The following is a 15305-nucleotide window of genomic DNA, read 5'->3' as shown; positions in this document are numbered from 1 at the left end:
ATGGGATTCGGCCAGATCCTGCAGGTGGTCCTGTCCTTGGGCATCGTCGCCCTGGCGCTCTACCTCTCCGCCCGGGTGGCCCGGCGCCGTTTCGGCGCCGGGGGCGAGGACGCGCTCCGCGTGATCTCGCGCCAGTCGGTGTCCAGGACGCAGAACCTGGTCGTCGTGGAAACCAACGGACACCGCCATCTCGTGGCCCTCACCGACGGCGGGGCACACACCGTCGAGACCTGGGACGCTCCCGCGGCGGAGGCTCAGTCCGTGGTGAGCGGCGTCTCCGCGCGCCGTGAACCGATCGCACGCCGTGAGTCCGCGGCGCACCGTGATGCGGCCGGTGCCAGTGGATTCGCCGCCACGCTGTCCGCGCTGACCGCGGGCACCCAGTGGTCCGGACTGGGCCGCAAGACCTCAGCCTCCGAGGGCACCCGGCCGTGAACCACTCCGCCTCCCGGGTGCCCCGAGCGCTCCCGGTGCTGGCCGGCGTGCTGCTGGCCGTCGTCGGGCTCTGGCTTCTGGCGGTGCTCACCGCGGCACCGGCTGCCGCGGATACGCTGGACCCTGCCCCGGACGGGACCGGCGGCACGGACGGTGGCACTGGTGGTGCCACCGGCCAGGGCCTGAACATCGAGATCAACGGACCCGACGGCGAACCCTCCTCCTCGGTGCTGACCCTGCTGGGCATCGGGGTGCTCATGGTGGCCCCGTCCCTGGTGCTGATGTGCACCTCGTTCACCAAGGTCTTCGTGGTGCTGGCCATGACCCGCAACGCGCTCGGGCTGAACACCACCCCGCCCACGCAGGTGCTCGCCGGGATCGCCCTGATCCTGACCATCTTCATCATGCAGCCGGTGATCTCCGAGGTCATCGACGTGGCCATCACCCCCTATGCGGACGGCCAGATCGTGTTCACCGAGGCCGTCGAGGCGGCCCAGGTGCCGTTGCGCGAGTGGATGCTGCCGCTCACCCGCGAGGAGGACATCGCCCTGATGACCCGCTCGGCCGATCTGGAGAACCCGGCTACCCCCGCCGACACCCCGCTGGCCACGCTGGTGCCCGCGTTCGTCATCTCCGAGCTGCGGGCCGCGTTCATCATCGGCTTCGTGATCTTCGTGCCGTTCCTCATCATCGACCTCGTGGTGTCCTCGGCGCTGATGTCCATGGGCATGATGATGCTGCCGCCCGTCATGGTGTCCCTGCCGTTCAAGATCCTCCTGTTCGTCCTCGTGGACGGGTGGGGACTGATCATCAGTTCCCTCGTGGGCACATACAACGGGGCGGGGAGCTGAGATGGACCAGAACGCCGTGGTGGACCTCGGGGTGCAGGCCCTGCTGATGGCCGCCAAGCTCTCCGCGCCGGTGCTGATCACCGCCCTCGCAGTGGGCCTGCTCATCGGCCTGCTGCAGTCCGCCACCCAGGTACAGGAGATCACCCTGTCCTTCGTGCCCAAGGCGATCGCCGTCGCTGTGGTTCTGGCGCTGTCCGGATACTGGATGATCCAGGAGATGGTCACGTTCACGCAGTGGTGTTTTGACCAGATCCCGAATCTGATCAACGGCTAGCGGGCACCCTCATGGACGTCACCCTTGACCCGGCGTGGCTGCAGGCGTACCTCCTGGTGCTGCTGCGGACCACGCTGTTCATCGCCATCGCCCCACCCTTCTCCAACTCCTCCTTCCCGTGGCGCATCAAGGGCCTCGTGGCCTTGGGACTCGCCCTGCCCTTCGCCGGCCGGGTGGACGTTCCGGACGGCGGCCTGGACACCGGTGCTCTGCTGGCGGCCGGTACCGCGGAGGCGGCCACCGGCGCGGTGCTCGGTGTGCTCGTGATGGTGGCGTTCGCCGCGGTGGCGTCCGCCGGCTCCCTCATCGACCTGGCCTCCGGCTTCCAGATGGCCACCGTCTACGATCCGGGATCGATGGTCAACGGGGCCCAGTTCACCCGCCTCTTCCAGAATGGGATGATCGCGATGATGCTGGCCTCGGGTGCCCACATCCCGCTGTTCCTCGGTTTCGGCACCTCCTTCGACGCGATCGCCCTGGGAGAGCTGCCGGACATGTCCTCATCGGCGGCCGCGGTCGCGGCCGCCTTCACCGGGATGTTCGCCGCCGCCGCCCAGATCGCGGCGCCGCTGATCGCGGTGCTGTTCCTGGCCGACGTCGGGCTCGGGTTGCTGACCCGGGTGGCGCCCACGCTGAACGCCTTCTCCCTGGGGTTCCCGCTGAAGATCCTGGTGACGCTGGCCTTCGGCGGCATGGTGTTCGCGGCGCTGCCGATGGCGCTGGACCAGTTGACCGACTCCGCCGTGGAACTGATCCAGGAGGTGCTGCGGTGATGGGCTCGTGAGTTCCGAGACCGGTGAGCGCACTGAACAGGCGTCCGACCGGCAGATGCGAGAGGTCCGCAAGAAGGGAAAGCTCGGGCGTTCCACGGATGTCTCCGCGTGGGTGGTGGTGGCCGCCGTGGCGGTGATGGTTCCCATGACGATCCTCGCCGCCCAGGGTGCCGCCACGGATTCGCTGTTCCAGATCACCCGGGCCGCCCAATCGGGCGACCCGCAGGTGGCGCTGCAGGTTCTGGCTCAGGCCGGCGGGGCGCTGGGGGCCTCGATCCTGCCGCTCATGGCCGTGGCGATGCTGGCCGCGGTGGCCACACCGTTCCTTCAGGGGCCGGTGACGTTCCGGTCCCTGGCCCCGAAGTTCGACCACTTCAACCCGGTGTCCGCCGCCCAGAAGATCCTCGGTCCGCAGGCGTGGTGGAACGCGGCCAAGGCCCTGGCGAAGTCGGCGGCCGTGGGACTGCTCATGTACTGGGTGATCCAAGCCGTGGCCACCGGGCTGATGGGGGCGGGTCTGCTGCCGCTGGAGGCCGTGACGTCGGTGGTGTCCACCGCCGCGCTGCAATTGCTGTGGTTCTCCGTGCTGGCCGGCCTGGTCATGGCAGCCGCAGACGTGTTCGTGGTGGCGAAGCGGAACCGCAAGCAGACGAAGGTCACCAAGGACGAGGCCAAGCGGGAGCACAAGAGTTCCGACGGCGATCCGCTGGTGAAATCGCAGCGGCGCTCGCGGCAGCTGTCCATGTCCCGCAACCGCATGATCTCCGAGGTCTCCAGTGCCGATGCTGTGGTGGTCAACCCCGTGCACGTGGCCGTGGCCCTGCGGTACAAGGAGGGAGACGCGGCCCCTGTGGTGGTGGCCGCCGGGAAGGGCGAGATGGCCGCGCGCATCCGTGAACGGGCCGTGGACGCCGAGGTTCCGTTGGTCAAGAACATCGGATTGGCCTGGATGATGCACGACCACTGCCGGATCGGCGCGCCGGTGCCCGAGGAGCTGTACGGGGCGGTGGCCGTGGTCATCGCCTTCACCCTGAAGCTGGACGCCAAGCTGATGCGCCGGCGGCGGGGCCGCATCCATGATCTGGGGGATCTCCGCCTCCCGGAGGGGTTTCAGCGCCCTGCCTCCCCTGACAACTGAGTCGCAGAAATTACCCCGGATCGGCGTGGAGAGGGGTTAATTTCTGCGACTCAGTTGGTCGGGGCGAGGAGGCATTCAGGAGCCGATCTCGAAGGGAACCCACGAGTCCTTCGGTTGACGTTGCTGGCGTTCAATGGCGCGGTGAAGGCGGAGCTCGAAGTTCCGCCACCCCTGTCTGGTGAAGACCTCGGAGTCCACCCGGATAGGTTCCCAGCCGCGCGCCCGGATCTGCTCGTCCCGGTTCATGTCAGAGCGGTACTGCTTCTCCAGCGTGAAGTGGTGCCTGCCCTCGTACTGCAGGGCGACGCGCCACAACAGCAGGGCCAGATCAACAGTGCATTCCCAGCCGTCGGCGAACAGCAGTCGAGGATTCACGATGGGCTCATCCCAGCCGGCGTTGACCATCTTCAATCTGAGCCTGGACTCCCTCTCCGAATCGACTCGTTCGCGCAGCAGTTCCACAGCCACCCGCAGTTTCCTGATGCCGGGAGAACCCTTGCGCCGGCTGACAACCTCGACGATGGACTCCTTGGTGGCTAGCGGGTTGTTGCCGATGAACCTCTCGGATCGGGGAAATCCGTCGGGTCGCTGCAACAGGGCGTCGCCGGCCGCCACGAGTTCCTCCACGGTGAGTCCCTGCGACGCCAGGTCCGCCCAGGTCCACTCCGGCGACGTGATGTGGAAGCCGCCGATCTTCCTCACATCACGCTCCAGGGGGCGGATGAAATGCCCCACGGTGTTCAGGTACCGGGGGATGCCGGCAGTACGACGGACCCGGGACAGATGAATTCGGGTGGTACGCATCCGTGCCGGTAACCACAGTCCCCAGGTCTCGGCAGCGGTCTGGTGACTGATGATCAGTGACGGATCCTGTCGACTCAGCATCCGCGCGATCTCGGAATTGCTGTGCCGGTCTGCTGCAGACGGATGCAGAGGAGCGGTCCGCAGCCCGCGGTGGGGGATGACCAGCCCTGAGTAGTAGAGGCGCTTGCGCGAGAACTGGAGACGGCGACCCTCGTCCAGAGTGAAGAGGTCCGGAACGGGCTGTGGGTTGTGGGGTCTCATCACCCCATTGACGGACACCCGTGCCGGCAGCGGGAGGCAGGCAAGGGCTGCGGTGGAGGGTTCCACCGCATCGGTTACCTGTGCAGTAGCCTGCCTGCATCCGCACCCGCACCCCCGCCTGCAGCTAAGTCGCAGAAGCTACCCCTTCACACCCGTTGAATTGGGGCAATTTCTGCGACTCAGTTGCAGGGGCCATCAGCCGCCAGCCCGTCACCGCCTGCGTGAAACCGGACGCCCGCGGTCCGGCGCCGGGCATAGGGGGTCGCGAGGGAATCCTTGGACCCGCACCACCGCATGCACGCACGGCACCGACGCAGCGCGCACACGACCGCATGCGCGCACACCACCGCACCGAAGGAAGGCCGCCTCCGTGACACTGGCAAAACTCAAGCCGCTGGCCATGCCTATCGGCTTCGTGTTGATCGTGTTGTTGCTGATCGTCCCGGTCCCGGCACCCCTGCTGGACGTGCTGATCGTGGTGTCCATCTCACTGTCGCTGGTGATCCTGCTGAACACCATGTTCGTCAGGAAACCCCTGGACTTCTCGATCTTCCCCTCGCTGCTGCTGGCCGCCACCATGCTGCGGCTGGGCATCAATGTGGCCTCAACCCGACTGGTGCTGGGGGAGGCCCACGCCGGTCAGGTGATTGACGCCTTCGGTCAGGTGGCCGTGGGCGGCAACATGGTCATCGGCTTCGTGGTGTTCCTGATCTTGGTGATCATCCAGTTCGTGGTGATCACCAAGGGCGCCGAACGCGTCTCCGAGGTCGGCGCCCGCTTCACCCTGGACGCCATGCCCGGCAAGCAGATGGCCATCGACGCGGACCTCGCCGCCGGCCTCATCACCGAGGACCAGGCTCGCACCCGCCGCGGAGAGGTCACCGCCGAAGCTGACTTCTACGGCGCCATGGACGGAGCCTCCAAGTTCGTCAAGGGCGATGCCATCGCGGGCATCATCATCCTGGTCATCAATCTCGTCGGCGGCGTGGTGGTCGGCATGATGATGCACGGCATGGATGCCATGGAGGCACTGGAGACCTACGCGCTGCTGTCCATCGGCGACGGCCTGGTCACCATCATCCCGTCCGTGCTGATGGCCACCGCCACCGGCATGATCGTCACCCGTTCCACGGCGGACGAGGACCTGGGCACCGCCACCACCAAGCAGCTCTCCCAGTTCTCCACGCCGCTCGTGGTGGCCGGCGTCGCCGCGATCGCCATGGGACTGATCCCGGGGATGCCGCTGTTGACGTTCCTGCTGCTCGGGGCCGCCCTCATCCTGGCCGGCCGCGCCGCGGGCAAGGCACGGGCCAAGGAGGCGGAGGAGGCCGAGAGTGCCAAGGCCGCCGGAGATGCAGCCCAGCAACCGGTCAAGGACCCGGGCCAGGACCTGATCCAGCGCATGCGGACCTCCCCGGTGGAGGTGCATCTCGCCACGGACATCGTGGACCTGGCCAATGGCTCACCGGATGACCTGGTGGCCCGCATTCGAGGCGTGCGTGAACAGATGGCCCTGTCCCTGGGTGTCGTCATCCCGCAGGTCCGCACCCGGGACAACGTGGAGCTGCCCGCAGGCGCCTACCGCATTCTCATCGCCGGCACCACTGCTGCCGAGGGGCAGGCCCCCGCCCGGCGGCTGCTCGCCCTGGGCGGCGACCTCGCTGCCCTGTCCGGCGCCCCCACGCGCGAGGCGGTCTTCGGCCTGGACGGCAAGTGGATCCCGGAGGAGATGCGCACCATCGCCGAGATGGCCGGCTCCGCCGTGTTCGACCGCACCACCGTGGTCACCACTCAACTGGCCTCGGTGCTGGAGCGCCACGCCGCCCGGCTGTTGTCACGCGCGGACGTCCAGACCATGCTGGACGCCGTCGCCGCCGATTCTCCGGAGACCGTGGAGGACGTGGTGCCCGGGTTGGTGCCCGCCTCCACCGTCCACCAGGTGCTGCAGGGCCTGCTCGCCGAGGGCGTGCCCATCAACGACCTGCCCCGCATCCTCGAGACTATCGCCCAGCGTGCCGGCACCTCCAAGCTGATCGAGCACCTGGTTGAGGCGTGTCGGCTGGCCCTGGCCCCGGTCATCGCCGAACGGGCCAGTGTGGACGGTGTGCTGACGGCCATCACCCTCGACCCGGTCTTCGAGCAGGGTCTGCTCGAGGGCCTGCGCACCGGCCCGGAAGGCTCCTCCATCACCGGTTCCCTCGAGGTCTTCAACCGACTCGCGGACGGCGTGCGAACCGCCGTGGCCGCCCGTGTGGCCGAAGGCGAGCAGCCCGTGCTCGTGTGCGGAGAGTCCCTCCGCGCCGACCTGGCCCGCAAGCTCGATTCCTGGTCCGTGGAGGTGGCCGTGCTGTCCTACACCGAGGCCTCATCCCAGCCCAGCCTCCAGGTGAGGACGGCCGCGACAGTGGGTGGCGAACGTGCGCTGGCGTAAGTCCGTCTTCGCCGACTCCCTCGAGGAGCTCGAGCACGAGGCCGAACTGCACTTCAGACCCGGCACCACCTACTCCATCTTCAGCATCCGTGAAGAGGGTGGCGGCGAGGACCGCGTCACCTACCGCGCGGACGCCCACCCGCCACAGGAACCCGGCCAACACAGGACACGGTCCCGCGGATCGTCCTCCCCGAAGGACGGGCGCACGCGCGTCGGCCGCAACGTCGGGCACGACGACGGCCCGGAGGCCCCGCAGGATGCCGACCAGCTGCCGGGCGGCAGTGCCGCGCGGTCGAGCACCGCAGGCAACCGTGTGGCCACCGGATCGATGTCCGGGCGCATCGCCGCGCCGGGAGCCGGTCCACGGGGCGGCGATGCGAACGGCTTTCCGAGTGGTCCTCTGAGCACCCCTCCGAGTGGTTCCGACGCCGGTCAGTCCGGTCGCGCGCACACGCGCAACGGCTCCGTGGGCGCAGTCAACCCGGACACCGTCCAGGAGATCCCCGGCTGGGGCCCCGGACCGATCCCGACGACGGCCCTGCAGGGCGGACCCGGATTGAACACGGCCTACGGCCTGCTCATGGACGGCCTCGATGCCGGAGCCGATCCGAGTAGCCCACCGGACACCGCACCCGGCACCGGGGCGGGAGCTGGACGGGGGACCGGAGCAGTGGCTGGCACCGTGGCCGGTTCCGGTGCGAGCGGCTCCCCGGGACCGAATGCTGCCGGACACCGCACGGCCGCCGTCGTCCCGGTGTTCTCCACCGAGGATCCCCACCTGCACGAGATGCTGGACCATGCTGCCGCACCGGCAGATCTCCCAGACACCCTGCACGGCACGCCGCACGCCGAGGAGCCCCGCAACTCCTCCATGCCGCGCAGCATCCGGCTCGTGTTCGCGGGCCTGCTCGACGACGCCGTGGAGGCCGCCGAGCGGACCGGCCACCACACGTGGTCGGCTGCGGGCGTCCTCAACGGGGGACGGGCCGGGGCAACCGTGGTCTGCTACGGGCTCGGCGACGGATCCGACACAGCGCATCTGGCCGAGGGGTTGCTCCGGTACGCGCCCATGCACCTGGTGCTGGCGATCGACTCCTCGCGCAAGCATGCCGATACACAGGCCTGGGTCCGGCAGGTGGCGAAGGTGGTCGAGCCGGCGTCAGTGGTGGCGGTGCCGCGCACCGTGACGGGCACCCCAGGAACCGTGAGGGACCTGGGTCACCGCCTGCACACCCCGTCTGAGTTCTCCGAGTTTGCCCAGCACACGCACCGGTGAGGGGGCAGAACAGACGCCCGGGCCCGGCGTTCTGCGCATGTCAGAGGGTATGAACCGCACTCGGACCGAGTATCCCCAGGAGCCCACGGTGCACGACCTTCCCTCCCGTGATGACCTCCCGGACGTTCTCCCGGAAGGAACCACGGAGACGTGGCAGGACATCGCAGGCCAATACCGTGCGGACCACCGCGGCCCACACTCCGTGGTGGACGCCGTGGACGAGATCCTGTTGGAGTTGGCCGAGGCCCTCTCCGATCGGTCCGCCCGGGAGTCCAGCACCGGCGAACTCGCCCTGTCCCGCCGGACCCAGCGCTACCGGCGCCGGGTCCACGAGCTGTATTCGCTGGCCGAGACGGTGGCCCAGGCGCAGATGGCGGCTTCCGTTCTCGAACTCGGAGCACCGGCGTGGCTGTATGAACGGGAGGACGGGCGAGCGTGGCACCGAGAGATCGTGGCGCTGAACGACTATGCCTCCTGGGCCGTGGACCGGTATGGCCGCGTTGGCCGGGACGGTCTTGCGGACGGTTGGGATGGTCCAGAGGATGGTTCGACCGTCGACGATGGGGACGCGGCCGGCCCCGCTTGACCCAACTACCGCGCCTCCTATCAGCAGCTCGTATCAGCAATGAGGGAAACCGTCAAGGGGTAGGCCTGCCCATCGCCGCTTGAGGCCATGCTGCCTAGCGTGGACAGCATGTGGAACTCTGCCGAGACCCCCTTGGGGGGCGTGACCGTCCTGAACGGGACCCCGGCCGAGTCGACTACCCTCACCGGCTCGGTCTCCGGCCTGGTAGAGGTCCCCGCCGGTGTGACCGTGGAGGTGACCGGTGTGCTCGAGGACGCGGTGGTCTCCGGTGCCGGCACCGTGCGCGTCAACGGCCTGATCGCCGAGGTGATCCATGCCGGTGAAGGCCAGATCCTCGCCACCGTCGGCTCCGTGCTGGCCCCGGCCGAGGCGGACGGCGACTGGCGCGTGCTCTCACCCTTCGGCAAGTGGTCCATGTCTCCCGAGATGGTGTTCCCGACGGCCGTGCACTCCGCGGAAGTCCATGCCGGTCCGAGCGCTGCTCTCGGTGCCGGAAGGGCGCCCACCGACCTCGATTGGTACCCGATTCCACGGGACTGATGCGCCAGGGCCGATCAGCTTCCCCCAGGGGGAACTTAGAATGGTGGGCATGCTCTCCACGGTTGATGACCCGACCTCCGATGTCCTCGCTGATGTTCCTGCCGCCCCGCTGGTCCTCGGTATCGAGACCTCCTGTGACGAGACCGGATTCGGCATCGTACGCGGGACCGAGCTGCTGGCCAACGCGGTGGCCTCCTCCATGGAGGAGCATGTCCGCTTCGGCGGGGTCATCCCCGAGATCGCGGCTCGGGCCCACCTCGAGGAGTTCATCCCCACCCTGCAGCAGGCCCTGGACACCGCAGGCGTCACGCTGGAGGAGATCGACGCCATCGCCGTGACCTCCGGTCCGGGACTCGCCGGCGCTCTCATGGTCGGAGTGGCCGGAGCGAAGGCCCTCGCGCTCGCCGCGGACAAGCCGCTCTTTGGGCTCAACCACCTGGTGGCCCACGTCGGGGTCGGCATGCTGGACGGGGTGGCCGAGAGCGGAACCGGGCCGGCCGCCGTCGTGCTCGGGGAAGGGAACACGGACGGCGAGCAGTCCGTGGAGCGCACGTCGGCACCGCTGCCTGAGAACCTCGGTGCCCTGCTGGTCTCCGGCGGGCACACCGAGATCCTGCAGGTCAACCGCCTCACCACGGATGTCGCTCTGCTCGGCTCCACCATCGACGACGCCGCGGGCGAGGCCTATGACAAGGTCGCCCGGCTCCTGGGCGCCGGCTACCCGGGTGGACCCGTGATCGACCGGCTGGCCCAGCAGGGCGATCCGAAGGCCTTCCGCTTCCCGCGGGGCCTCAGCGCGCCGAAGTTCGTGGGCAGTGCGGAAGAGCCCGGCAAGCACCGCCACAACTGGTCATTCTCCGGGCTGAAGACCGCCGTGGCCCGGTGCGTCGAGCAGTTCGAGGCCGCCGGTGTGCCGGAGGACCAGATCCCGACGGCGGACATCGCCGCGTCCTTCCAGGAGGCGGTCGCGGACGTGATCACCGCCAAAGCGGTCCGCGCCTGCACGGAGCACGGCATCACCCACCTGCTGCTCGGTGGGGGAGTGGCCGCCAACTCCCGGCTGCGCTCGCTGCTGGCCGAGCGGTGCGAAACCGCCGGGATCGGGCTGACGGTGCCGCCCGTGAGGCTGTGCACGGACAACGGGGCCATGGTCGCCGCCCTGGGCGCGCAACTTGTGGCCGACGGGGTGGCACCGTCCGGCCTGGACTTCGCCGCAGATCCCGGCCAGCCGGTGGAGAGCATCTCGCTGGTGGCCTGAGCGGCGCGGATGGGGAGTTCTCCCCATTGTTGCCTCTTACCGGGTCCTCCTAGTCTGGAGGAGACGAGGAAGGGTGGCGCTCGCACATGAGTTCCTACTGGATTGATCTGGACGGATGCCAGCAGGTCATCAATGACCTTGAGGGGATCCTCTCCAACGACAACAAGCATTTCACTGGCCTGGACGTGGACAAGGACTCGGTGGACACCGGGACCTACGGGACGGACGAGACTGACCAGATTCAAGACAGCGCCGAACGGACTAATGCAGCTTACAAGCAGTTCTACGATGAGCAGTTGATTCCCCACTACAAATCGATCGAGAGTGACATTCGCAGCCTCATCGATGCAATGCGGGACGTGGTCGTCTACTACGCATCAGGGGATGCTGCGATGGCTGCTGATGCCGCCGGCGCGGAGAACGTATATCCGGAGTTCCGCACCGGGGGAGAACACGGTGAGCCGGACAACTCACGGCCAACGCCCGACGATCCAGAGAACGGAGCATGGGAGTACACGCCGCCGTCCGATGCTGAGACGCCCGGTTCCTACAATCCTCAACCCTTCACCACCGCCCACGACGCCCCGTAGGGCAGCGACGGATAGAGCACCATGAGATTCGAGACCATACGTTGGCAAGAGGCGTCGGTCCCTGACAACATCCTTCCTGAAGAGCATGACAACTTCGTGTCATGGGCCGTGCCCCTACCTCCCTCATCGCGAGTTGCCGTGGGGGCGGAAAACACCATGGAAGCTGTCCGCAAGACCCATGATGTCCTCATGGACGTTGTACGTCAGTGGTCCCGGTTCAAAGACGTCTATGGGGGCGCTGACAAGGAGACGGTCTTCGCTGCGATGACCCCGGTGGCCGAGAAACTCGGTGGACTACTGCACGGTGCCGAGATCTTCGCCTCTGCGGCGACCACCTTCGATGCGACCATCCAGACGCAACAGGGCAAGAAGGAACCGTATGACTACTGGGCTCGGGGTTGGCTGACCCGCTTCTACGAGTATGACCGGGACAAGAACAAGGTCTATACCGGGGAATGGGAAGAGGAGGACTACGTCCAGAAGCACGGCAGGACGCCGACGGACCACCTCTCTGCCCTGGAGCAAGAACGGCATGAACACCAGCAGACGGCCATTGACATCTACCTGACGATTGAAGAGGCCCGCATCACCATGGCAGATGCGGTGTCCGCCATCGATATGGATGAGCTGTCCCAACTCGCCTACGTCAGCCGGACCTCGGCACTGGAGATCATGGAGTCGCCCGAGGAACTGGCAACACTGCTCCAAGGGAGCCACTTCTTCGGTGGGATCGACGGCCTCTCGGAAGCCGATTACCTCAAGATCGCCGAATCCGTTCCGCTCGAAGACCTGCCCTACGACTACATGGACGCCGACGGCGTGAAGTGGTCCTACAACGAGGCAGGCGAGCTGGTCCGATCCGGCTCCGCGGAGGATCCCTACCTGACCTATGCGGTCCAGCTGGCGATCGCCCAGGACGAGGACTACAACGACATCGAACTCACCAATGTCACCGCCCCGGACGGTTCGTCGTTCGCGGATCCCCCGAACATGGTGGAGTACCTGGCTGCACAGGGCATCAACGTTGCCAGCGGGAAGATCGAGGGAGTGCCTAAGAGTGCGATCTTCGACGCCGCGTACAAGAGCATCGGCCTGGATACTGCTGGCAAGAAGTTCTTCGACGTCAACGTCACCGTCATTACGGGACTGGTGTCCAGTGGATGGAACACCAAGGAGTTCGAGAAGGAGTTCTCGGAACAGAATCCGCTCCTCAGTGATGAACAGGTCACCACCCAGACTCGCCGGGTTCTCGCCCAGGAGATCTTGACGTTCATGGCCTCGGGCGCCGTCGACGCCGGTGCGGGGGCCGGGGTGACTGCCTTGGGAGTCGGCGGTGTGCCCGGTTGGCTCCTCGTCGCCTTGATCTCCTGGGGTGGTGGCCAGTTGGCCACGGTGGTCATCGACGAGTCCTTCGACGAGACCTGGACCGAGGAAGAACGCCAGAAGGCGTACGCCGAAGGGGACATCGTCTGATGGCCCTGTCCCTCCCACCGCGTTGGACTACGATCGCCCTCCCGGGAATGGACCTGGGGATGCTCCCGCGTGTTGAGGGGCGGCCCTTGCGGCCGACCCTCATGGTGTTCCGATGGGGCGAAGGACAGGGAACACGATCCGGCCTCGATCTCCGCCGTACTCAAGACCACGGTGCGTGGCCAGTGGGCATGGACCACTGGCGCGAGGGCGCCTGGTTCGGGTTCCGCTTCCTGCGCGCCGCCACCGTCAACGGGTCATCGGCTGCGGCCGAGATCCGCTGGATGCTCTGGCCGGACCCGGACGGTACCGGCTCGGCCACCGTGGATGTCTGGAATGACGACCCGGTCCTGTGCGTCATCGCCACCCTGGGCCTGGAGGACCTTCCCCTGATGGACTCGATCCTGGACACTCTCGTCGGGCGCCTTCCTGGAGACTGGGAGCCTGCCTTGGGACGTGGCGGCCCCGAGGACGAGTTCCTGCGCATGGATGACAGGCCAGTAGCCGCCACCACCGGCGATCCCTCGGATGGCTTCGCCGAGTCGGACGGATGGGATGCGGTGCCGTTGGCCGTGATCCAGGGTCCTCTGCTGGAGTTGCTTCGCCATCACCCCGAAGGTAAGTCCTGGGGACGTCTGCACTCCGAGGCCACCTACCAAGCCACGGAGCTCGGCTTGAGCGACGGGGACGGGTTGCGTTGGGGACGATGGGCATCACGGGTGGCCAGTATCCTTCAGGGGCCCGAAGACACCGCTAGTCTCACAGCGTTCAGCGGCGAGGGCCGGCAGGTTCGGCTCGAACTCTCACGCCAGTCGGATGCCACGGTCGTGGTGGTTCCGAAGGGGTGCTCATCGGCTCGGATCGGAACGGTCTCGGCCACTCGAGGTGGTGAGATGATGTTCCGCGCCATGGGTGTCGTACCAGCCTTCTCCGGCCGACTCGAGCAGGAACTGGTCTCCCTCAGTGACCTGGTCCGGCGCTCCATGGACTCGGGGTATCCGCTGCCAACACGCCTGGCCGGTCATCAGCGCTGGCAAGACCTGTGGGCCCACGAGGGGTTCGGCCTATGGCTCGTGGAGTCAGACCGTTCTCGTACTCCTGCGTCCATCCTGCCACTGATGATCCTGAACGCCGGTTCCCTGGGTACCTACCTGGTGACGCCCGCCGGTGCTGACGATGTGACGGTGCGCCCGATCCAAGGAGCCCAGCTCTTCACCTTGCTGATGCCCGATCTGGCGGGCTTCGTCCCGGGCCCCTATCAGCGTCAGTTGTTGCAGGGCACAGGACCCGAGACGGCATCCTAGCCCCCGATCGACACCCGCGTCCGGGCCACTGCATCGGCGACGACCGCGCGCAGGGGAGCGCCGGCGTCGTGCACCACGTCCGTGCCCGACGCGGGCCCGGCACCTTCCGCACTACCGACACCGCTGGCAGTCTCCACCGCCGCGGCCACCCGCCGCTGGTGCGCCGCCGCGCCGCCGCCGGCGAGGATGTCCTCCACGCCGGCCAGCTCGGCCGAGCAGCCGAGCCGTTCGGCCACGGGCGCGAGCCGGGTCAGCTCGGCGCGCAGGTGCTCGGAGACGAGTGTCTCCTCGCCGGCCGCGTCCAGGATGATGATGGCGTCCTGGCCGTAGCGGGCGGCCCTCCACTTGTTCTCCTGCACGTGCCACGGCGGCATGGTGGGGATGGTGCCGCCCGCCTCCAGGGTGTCGGAGAAGTCCTGCACCAGGCACTGGGTCAGGGCCGCGATCGAACCCATCTCCTCGAGGGTCGCCACGCCGTCGCACACGCGCATCTCCACGGTGCCCAGTCGCGGCACGGCGCGCACGTCCCAGCGGCACTCCGTGACGTCGTCGATCACACCGGTCTTGGTCAGGTCCGCCACGCACTGCTCGAACCCGGACCACTCACGGAACTGGAACGGCAGCCCGGCCGTGGGCAGCTGCTGGAACATCAGGGTCCGCTGGGACTGGTAACCGGTGTCCACGCCCGCCCAGAAGGGGCTGGATGCGGACAGCGCCAGGAAGTGCGGCACGTAGTTCACGAGCCCGTCCACCACGGGCATGGCCTTGCGCACATCATCCAACCCCACATGCACGTGCACCCCGTAGATCAGCATCTGCCGGCCCCACCACTGCGTCCGGTCGATCATCTTGCCGTAGCGGTCCGCCGGGGTGACCCGCTCCAGGGTCGGCTCCGCGAACGGGTGCGAGCCCTGGCAGTACAGGTCCACACCCATGGGATCGGTGACCTGCCGGACCGTGCGGGCCGAATCGCGCAGCTGGCCGACCCCCTCGGACACCGAGTGGCACACGTCCGTGACGAGCTCCACCGTGTTCAGCAGCAGCTCGGGCTTGACGTGCGGGTGCTCCTGCCCGAGGTGCAGCTCCGCCTGGTCCGCGACTCCGGCCAGCACCTCGTCTGCTACCGGCTTCAGCGTGCCGTCGGTGGCGCCCACCAGCGCCAGCTCCCATTCGAGGCCCAGGGTGGACTGTTCGGACCGTGCGAAGGGAAGGTTCATGGACTCATCCTAGAACTCCAGACCGGGCTCTCTCGGCCAGACAGGCAGGTGAGGAACAAGTGAGGGATGAGCGGGGGGGCGAAGGGCCGGGCAGGGA

At 67.6% G+C, this 15305-nt stretch carries 15 protein-coding genes; 13 read left to right on the top strand and 2 right to left on the bottom strand.

Translation table 11 applies throughout. From position 1 onward, the window contains the following. Genes BOSE125_RS09485 through BOSE125_RS09465 form a run of 5 tightly spaced genes read left to right on the top strand, consistent with a single transcriptional unit; the run spans position 1 to position 3471 of the window. Complete coding sequence (locus tag BOSE125_RS09485) at positions 1 to 435, top strand: flagellar biosynthetic protein FliO (RefSeq protein WP_159552023.1); 435 nt, start codon at positions 1 to 3, stop codon at positions 433 to 435. Then, a complete protein-coding gene (gene fliP / locus BOSE125_RS09480) occupies positions 432 to 1286 on the top strand; it encodes a flagellar type III secretion system pore protein FliP (RefSeq protein ID WP_159552021.1) in 855 nt (284 codons plus the stop codon). Before BOSE125_RS09485 ends, fliP begins: the two co-directional genes overlap by 4 nt. 1 nt (position 1287) lies before the next feature. Further along, complete coding sequence (gene fliQ / locus BOSE125_RS09475; protein WP_159552019.1) at positions 1288 to 1560, top strand: flagellar biosynthesis protein FliQ; 273 nt, start codon at positions 1288 to 1290, stop codon at positions 1558 to 1560. An 11-nt stretch (positions 1561 to 1571) separates the two neighbouring features. After that, positions 1572 to 2333: a flagellar biosynthetic protein FliR gene (locus BOSE125_RS09470; RefSeq protein WP_159552017.1), complete on the top strand. Its 762-nt coding sequence runs from the start codon at positions 1572 to 1574 to the stop codon at positions 2331 to 2333. Between the two features lie 7 nt (positions 2334 to 2340). Then, positions 2341 to 3471: a flagellar biosynthesis protein FlhB gene (locus BOSE125_RS09465; RefSeq protein ID WP_159552015.1), complete on the top strand. Its 1131-nt coding sequence runs from the start codon at positions 2341 to 2343 to the stop codon at positions 3469 to 3471. Between the two features lie 75 nt (positions 3472 to 3546). Here BOSE125_RS09465 and BOSE125_RS09460 read toward each other — a convergent pair whose 3' ends face one another. Beyond that, the gene (locus BOSE125_RS09460; RefSeq protein ID WP_159552013.1) at positions 3547 to 4536 is read right to left on the bottom strand and encodes a hypothetical protein; all 990 of its coding nucleotides are present in this window, start codon (positions 4534 to 4536) and stop codon (positions 3547 to 3549) included. A gap of 370 nt (positions 4537 to 4906) precedes the next feature. On the opposite strand from BOSE125_RS09460, the gene BOSE125_RS09455 reads away from it, so the two are divergent. The 8 genes from BOSE125_RS09455 to BOSE125_RS09420 all read left to right on the top strand — a co-directional run bounded on the left by BOSE125_RS09455 (position 4907) and on the right by BOSE125_RS09420 (position 13991). Next, complete coding sequence (locus BOSE125_RS09455) at positions 4907 to 6967, top strand: flagellar biosynthesis protein FlhA (protein ID WP_236557907.1); 2061 nt, start codon at positions 4907 to 4909, stop codon at positions 6965 to 6967. Beyond that, positions 6945 to 8243, top strand: coding sequence for a hypothetical protein (locus BOSE125_RS09450; RefSeq protein WP_159552011.1), 1299 nt, complete (start codon positions 6945 to 6947; stop codon positions 8241 to 8243). The genes BOSE125_RS09455 and BOSE125_RS09450 overlap by 23 nt, the downstream gene beginning before the upstream one ends. An 88-nt stretch (positions 8244 to 8331) precedes the next feature. Next, complete coding sequence (locus tag BOSE125_RS09445) at positions 8332 to 8829, top strand: hypothetical protein (protein WP_159552009.1); 498 nt, start codon at positions 8332 to 8334, stop codon at positions 8827 to 8829. A gap of 108 nt (positions 8830 to 8937) precedes the next feature. Beyond that, positions 8938 to 9369, top strand: coding sequence for a hypothetical protein (locus BOSE125_RS09440; protein ID WP_159552007.1), 432 nt, complete (start codon positions 8938 to 8940; stop codon positions 9367 to 9369). 49 nt (positions 9370 to 9418) lie between these two features. Then, complete coding sequence (tsaD, locus tag BOSE125_RS09435; RefSeq protein ID WP_159552005.1) at positions 9419 to 10627, top strand: tRNA (adenosine(37)-N6)-threonylcarbamoyltransferase complex transferase subunit TsaD; 1209 nt, start codon at positions 9419 to 9421, stop codon at positions 10625 to 10627. Positions 10628 to 10713: 86 nt separating this feature from the next. After that, positions 10714 to 11217 carry a hypothetical protein gene (locus BOSE125_RS09430; protein WP_159552003.1) on the top strand — a complete coding sequence of 168 codons (504 nt, stop codon included), beginning with the start codon at positions 10714 to 10716 and terminating at the stop codon, positions 11215 to 11217. Between the two features lie 156 nt (positions 11218 to 11373). After that, entirely contained in the window at positions 11374 to 12690 is a 1317-nt protein-coding gene (locus BOSE125_RS09425) for a hypothetical protein (protein ID WP_159552001.1), read from the top strand. A 188-nt stretch (positions 12691 to 12878) separates the two neighbouring features. Beyond that, complete coding sequence (locus BOSE125_RS09420) at positions 12879 to 13991, top strand: hypothetical protein (protein ID WP_159551999.1); 1113 nt, start codon at positions 12879 to 12881, stop codon at positions 13989 to 13991. Here BOSE125_RS09420 and BOSE125_RS09415 read toward each other — a convergent pair. Beyond that, positions 13988 to 15208, bottom strand: coding sequence for a glutamate--cysteine ligase (locus tag BOSE125_RS09415; RefSeq protein ID WP_159551997.1), 1221 nt, complete (start codon positions 15206 to 15208; stop codon positions 13988 to 13990). The genes BOSE125_RS09420 and BOSE125_RS09415 overlap by 4 nt on opposite strands. Positions 15209 to 15305 lie beyond the last annotated feature (97 nt).

Origin of the sequence: Citricoccus sp. K5 (assembly GCF_902506195.1) — a bacterium.
GTDB lineage: Bacteria > Actinomycetota > Actinomycetes > Actinomycetales > Micrococcaceae > Citricoccus.
This window is presented reverse-complemented; position numbering and strand designations above follow the sequence as displayed.

Bases quoted from the DNA above. Each gene is read 5' to 3' on its own strand.
- BOSE125_RS09485 (WP_159552023.1), top strand. From the start codon at position 1: ATGGGATTCGGCCAGATCCTGCAGGTGGTCCTGTCCTTGGGCATCGTC.
- fliQ (WP_159552019.1), top strand. From the start codon at position 1,288: ATGGACCAGAACGCCGTGGTGGACCTCGGGGTGCAGGCCCTGCTGATG.
- BOSE125_RS09470 (WP_159552017.1), top strand. From the start codon at position 1,572: ATGGACGTCACCCTTGACCCGGCGTGGCTGCAGGCGTACCTCCTGGTG.
- BOSE125_RS09460 (WP_159552013.1), bottom strand. From the start codon at position 4,536: ATGAGACCCCACAACCCACAGCCCGTTCCGGACCTCTTCACTCTGGAC.
- BOSE125_RS09440 (WP_159552007.1), top strand. From the start codon at position 8,938: ATGTGGAACTCTGCCGAGACCCCCTTGGGGGGCGTGACCGTCCTGAAC.
- tsaD (WP_159552005.1), top strand. From the start codon at position 9,419: ATGCTCTCCACGGTTGATGACCCGACCTCCGATGTCCTCGCTGATGTT.
- BOSE125_RS09430 (WP_159552003.1), top strand. From the start codon at position 10,714: ATGAGTTCCTACTGGATTGATCTGGACGGATGCCAGCAGGTCATCAAT.
- BOSE125_RS09425 (WP_159552001.1), top strand. From the start codon at position 11,374: ATGGAAGCTGTCCGCAAGACCCATGATGTCCTCATGGACGTTGTACGT.
- BOSE125_RS09420 (WP_159551999.1), top strand. From the start codon at position 12,879: ATGGACCACTGGCGCGAGGGCGCCTGGTTCGGGTTCCGCTTCCTGCGC.
- BOSE125_RS09415 (WP_159551997.1), bottom strand. From the start codon at position 15,208: ATGAACCTTCCCTTCGCACGGTCCGAACAGTCCACCCTGGGCCTCGAA.